This is a genomic window from Bartonella sp. MM73XJBT.G (genome assembly GCF_028618435.1).
In the GTDB taxonomy this organism is placed as follows: Bacteria; Pseudomonadota; Alphaproteobacteria; order Rhizobiales; family Rhizobiaceae; genus Bartonella.
Genome location: NZ_JAQISW010000041.1, coordinates 1 through 4,739, shown reverse-complemented (window position 1 = coordinate 4,739; position 4,739 = coordinate 1). Strand labels below are relative to the sequence as shown.

8 protein-coding genes and 1 pseudogene are annotated in these 4,739 nt (G+C 43.9%); all 9 read left to right on the top strand.

What is annotated here, in order from left to right; all coding sequences use genetic code 11:
* On the top strand, positions 1–665 hold a 665-nt coding region (locus tag PVV59_RS09265; protein ID WP_273755811.1), incomplete at its 5' end, for a S49 family peptidase.
* A complete protein-coding gene (locus PVV59_RS09260; protein WP_273755810.1) occupies positions 662–928 on the top strand; it encodes a hypothetical protein in 267 nt (88 codons plus the stop codon). The genes PVV59_RS09265 and PVV59_RS09260, both read left to right, overlap by 4 nt.
* Entirely contained in the window at positions 925–1,293 is a 369-nt protein-coding gene (locus PVV59_RS09255) for a head decoration protein (RefSeq protein WP_273755809.1), read from the top strand. Before PVV59_RS09260 ends, PVV59_RS09255 begins: the two co-directional genes overlap by 4 nt.
* Before the next feature lie 12 nt (positions 1,294–1,305).
* A complete protein-coding gene (locus tag PVV59_RS09250) occupies positions 1,306–2,382 on the top strand; it encodes a major capsid protein (protein WP_273755808.1) in 1,077 nt (358 codons plus the stop codon).
* A gap of 1 nt (position 2,383) precedes the next feature.
* Positions 2,384–2,740: a hypothetical protein gene (locus PVV59_RS09245; protein ID WP_273755807.1), complete on the top strand. Its 357-nt coding sequence runs from the start codon at positions 2,384–2,386 to the stop codon at positions 2,738–2,740.
* Positions 2,737–3,288, top strand: a complete 552-nt coding sequence (locus PVV59_RS09240; RefSeq protein ID WP_273755806.1) for a hypothetical protein — start codon at positions 2,737–2,739, stop codon at positions 3,286–3,288. The genes PVV59_RS09245 and PVV59_RS09240 overlap by 4 nt, the downstream gene beginning before the upstream one ends.
* Positions 3,269–3,958, top strand: coding sequence for a phage baseplate assembly protein V (locus tag PVV59_RS09235; protein ID WP_273755805.1), 690 nt, complete (start codon positions 3,269–3,271; stop codon positions 3,956–3,958). Before PVV59_RS09240 ends, PVV59_RS09235 begins: the two co-directional genes overlap by 20 nt.
* Entirely contained in the window at positions 3,955–4,296 is a 342-nt protein-coding gene (locus PVV59_RS09230; protein ID WP_273755804.1) for a GPW/gp25 family protein, read from the top strand. Before PVV59_RS09235 ends, PVV59_RS09230 begins: the two co-directional genes overlap by 4 nt.
* Positions 4,293–4,739 (top strand): annotated as a pseudogene (locus tag PVV59_RS09225) (baseplate assembly protein); the annotation flags it as partial. The gene PVV59_RS09230 and the pseudogene PVV59_RS09225, both read left to right, overlap by 4 nt.

Genomic DNA, 4,739 nt, shown 5'->3' with positions numbered 1-4,739 from the left:
TCTCAAAAAAATATAACAAACCCATTTGGGCGCATGCCAATGAGTTTGCCTGTTCTGCAGCTTATGCCATTGCCTGTTCTGCTTCTCAAATATGGGTTGCTCGCACGGGTGTTGTAGGCTCGATTGGTGTCGTTTGCGCCCATCTTGACCAATCCCGTGCAGATGAAAAACACGGGCATAAATGGACCTTTGTCTTTGAAGGTGATCACAAAGTTCATGGCAATCCTCATGAACCCTTGAGCGATACAGCACAGATAAAAATGCAAGCCGATTGCGCCCTGCTCTACGAGATGTTTGTCGATTTGGTGGCGCAAAACAGACGCTTAAATGCTGCTGCAATTCGTGACACAAAAGCAGAAACTTTTATAGGCACCCAAGCGATCACGCTTGGATTAGCAGATGTGCAAGGCACCCTTGCGCAAGCTTTGGAAGCCTTAACGGATTCCATATCACAAAACCCAACACCAACAACAAAAGAAGGACAAAACACATGGCACGTACACAATACCGCGCTGAAGAAGAGGATGACGAAAAAATTGTCGACATCATCAATGACGAGGAAGAGGACGAAGACGATAATGACGTCGACAAAAACGCCGAAATCTTTGACGACGAAGAAAACGAAGATGAGGATGAAGACAATGAGGACAAGCGCGAAGATATGAAAGCTGTGCTTGAAAAAGAAAGAAAGCGCGCAAAAGCACTAACAACCCTTGAAAGGCAAGCAAAGCATTTAGGCGTTTCTTTTGACGCAGCAAAAGCTATTCAAAAAGGTATGAGTCTTGAGAAAGCACGCCAGTGTGTGTTGGCGGCTGCTAGCTCTCAAAGTGCGTCTTTAAAAGTCTCGCCTTATACCCCTCATAGTGATGGGACGAGCAAGGCAAAGATTCACGCAAAGTGGGAAGCAGCTTGGAGGGCAGTGAAATGACGAATATTATTTATGACGACGTACGCAATGGCGCTTATCTTGGACCCTACGACCCCGATATGTCAAACGAAGAAGTGGTGTTTGCATCAGGAGCATTCATTGAAGCGGGAACTGTCATGGGAAAGATAACCGCAACGGAACACTATGTCCCCCTTAATCCAGCAGCAACAGATGGCAGCCAAACACCGGCAGGGATTTCTTTTGCCACTGTTGACGCAACAGGCGCCGATCAACGCGCCGTGATTACAGCACGCTTATGCACAGTGAAAGCTTCTGAACTGCTATGGCCAGATGCCATCACAGATGAGCAAAAGAAAGCAGCCATTCAGTCTTTCGAAGACAAAAACAACATTCTATTGAGATAGGAGAATGCACACATGGATATGATTTTTTTTAAACATGATGCTTTCTCAAGCATCACAATGATGAAAGCCATTGAAAACTATGAGTTTCAACCTGGTCTTGTAAGTTCTCTTAATCTCTTTGAGGAAGTTGAAACCAGTACCACAGTGGTTGGGATTGAACGGCGTGATAATACATTTTGGCTTATTCAAACCAGTGAACGTGGCGCACCTTTGACAGAAGGTGATAGAGAGGGTCGTAATCTTCGGTTTTTCAAAACAACACGGATTGCCAAAAGTGATACGGTGAAATCAGAAGAAATCCAGAACCGGCGTGAATTTGGCGCAGAAGATCAGTTAGAGACAGCAATGAAATATATTGCCAGAAAACAAAAGAAACTGATTTCTGAAATCGAATTGACATGGGAAAATATGCAGCTTGGCGCTGTTCAAGGTGTTGTCCTTGATGCTGATGGCTCTGTCATTGTTGACTGGTACAAGGAATGGGAAATCACACCACCAAAGCCCATTGACTTTAAACTGAATAATGAGACAACCAATGTTGCTGACAATGTTGATCAAGTCATTATGAGGATGATTGAGGCTTCAAAAGGAGCATTTTCTGATCGTTCGCGGATTATTGAGCTTTGTGGAAATGAATTCTTTTCCAAGTTGAAAAACCATAAAACAATTCGTGAAACTTATCTCAACACAGCCTTAGCACAAACACTTAATAGCGCCGGAGGTGTTGCAACACCAAGCGCAATTGGTTCTGGAAGTTTTGGCAGTTTTGACTTTGCAGGTGTCACTTTTATTAATTACCGGAGTATTCACAACTATAATGTGAGTGCGAAGGCTGGAACAAAGCGTGCCATAGGAATTAAGCCTGATGAATGTCAATTCTTTCCTGTTGATGCGCCTGGTGTATTCCAAAAAACCTTTGCTCCTGGTGAAAGCTTGGATTTTGCCAACACCGTTGGAAAGCCTCTCTACACCATGCTAATCGTCGACCACGACCGTAATGCATGGGTAAAACCGGAAGTCTATAGCTATCCGCTTTACATCTGCACACGCCCTGAAATGCTGTTTAAAGCAGTGATTGGAGCGAAATAACATGCGATGGCACGGGCTGCTAAACCAAATGGTTAAAGATGTACGCAACACTTTTGGGCAGCCCATCATCTACACGCGAAAGGACAACCAGCAATCTTTTCGTATCACAGCGATTTACGGCATTAAGCATTCGGAATCGGACGCTGGTGGCAGAATCCCCACGACAATTGCAAGAAAGGAACTTGATCTTTGTATCAATGACATTGGAGGCTTACCACCAAAACCTCAAGATAGTATTGTGGTCCTCTCTCCTGAAAACAGCAAAGCGCCCTCTTCTCAAGAGCACTTCGTGGTCACAGATGTCCAAGCCTCAGAATCCGGTATGTATAAGCTTATCTTGCGGGAGATAAAACAATGAAACATCCACGCGAAACGATAAGAGAAACATTTGTTGGGTTGATCAAAGCAGCAAAGACGGCAGCTGGTGACAATGTTTTCAATATGCGTGACTTCAATTTATTTATTGAAGCAATGCCAGCCATTAATATCTCAACGCAAAGTGAAACCATCGAAGATGGGCATGATTTTGGAGTAAGGCGGCGTGTTTTAACGCTAGATGTTGAATGTTATGCGACATGTGAAGATGGAGCGCGTTTTGTTGACCAATTAGCATGGCAAGTTGAAGAGATTTTCCATGCCAATCCCAATCTTAACAATACTGTTGAGACATGCCGCCTGCAAAATATTGCTTTTGCCTTTGGCGATAATGGCGCCTTAGCGCTCCATGGTGCAATTCTAACCTTTGAAGTCATTTATGTGACAAATATCCCCAACATGGATGAAGAAGAAGGCAGTGTAACAGCAAGACTCGTTGAACCTTTCCTAAGTTTTGAACCAGAAACAGGCGTGAGAAATAAAGATAAATACCATAAAATCGAGGTTACTCATGTTAGAGCGACGCGATAAAGAGATCACAGATCTAAAGAGACGTGTGGCCAATATGGTTGTGGTGGGTAAGATTAGCCATGTCGACCATAAAAACGCACGCTATCGGATAAAAAGTGGCAATCTTGTCAGTGACTGGATTCCAGACACACAAGCCCGCGCCGGTAAAACACGCTCTTATGAAGGGCGTGATATCGGAGAGCAAGTGATTGTTGTCTCGTCATCCGGAGATTTATCACAAGGGGTGATTGTTGGTTCACTTCATACCGATGCTAATCAAGCAGCCGATAAGGGCAACATTCACCGAACGATATACCCTGATGGAACCAGCCTTGAATATGATGATGAACAAAACACTTATGGAATTCACATCAAATCAGGTGGAAAATTTATCCTGACAATCGCTGATGGTGTGTCACTAAAAGGTGATGGTGGCAAGCTAGAGCTTACCGCACCGGAAGGCATAAAGATTGTTTCAGAAAGCGATATAAATTTAAATGCAAAAGGCGACATCTCTTTGAAGGCTGGTGGTGGCGTTTCACTGAATTCGAATGATAGTCTCTCTCTTCATTCTGGGAATAATGTTTCCATTCACTCAAGTGGACTAAAGCATAACGGCACCAATATTGGAAACAGCCATGTTCATGGTGGTGTTTCCCCTGGTGGTTCTATGACAGGAGGTCCCAATTGAACAGTGGAATGGACCGCACAACAGGAAAACCATTGACCGGCATTGATCATTTGCGCCAATCAATCCTTGACATTTTGTCAACACGGATTGGTTCGCGTGTCATGCGGCGTGACTATGGTTCACATGTTGCCGGCATCATTGATGCACCAGTGAATAATGCTTTTGCCGTTACCCTTTATGCTGCTGTTGCTGAGGCTTTAGATAAGTGGGAACCGCGTTTTAAATTGAAAAAAATTGATTTTAAAATGGTTGAGGCTGGACAAGTTACTTTGTCCTTTGAAGGAATTTATTTGCCATCCGGAAAGCCCATTACCATGGAAGGATTATTGATAAAATGAATGGAGTGCTTGCAAAACCCGAAATCATCACAGAACTTTCTATCACAGAACTTTCTTTTGAGGAAATACGCGCTGCTGCTCTTGCCCATTTAAAAGAGCTTTTGCCTGAATATAGCATTCTTGAAAGTGATCCGTCCGTAAAAGTCATTGAGGCTTTTAGCTATCGAGAGTTGCTTTTAAGACAGCGTATTAACGAAGCGGCACGCAATAACATTCTTGATTTTGCAACCGGTGAATCTCTTGACGCTTTGGGAAACTGGCATGGTCTTGCCCGCATGGAGGGTGAAAGTGACGAGAGGTATCGTGAACGCATAGAGCTTCATGCCCGTGGTGGCAATGGTAGCGGGACAGAGCCCTATTACAAGCTTATAGCCTTAACAGCAGATAGTCGTGTTAAGGATGCGATTGTTTACCGTAAAGGCAAAGACCCAACCATCTATGTT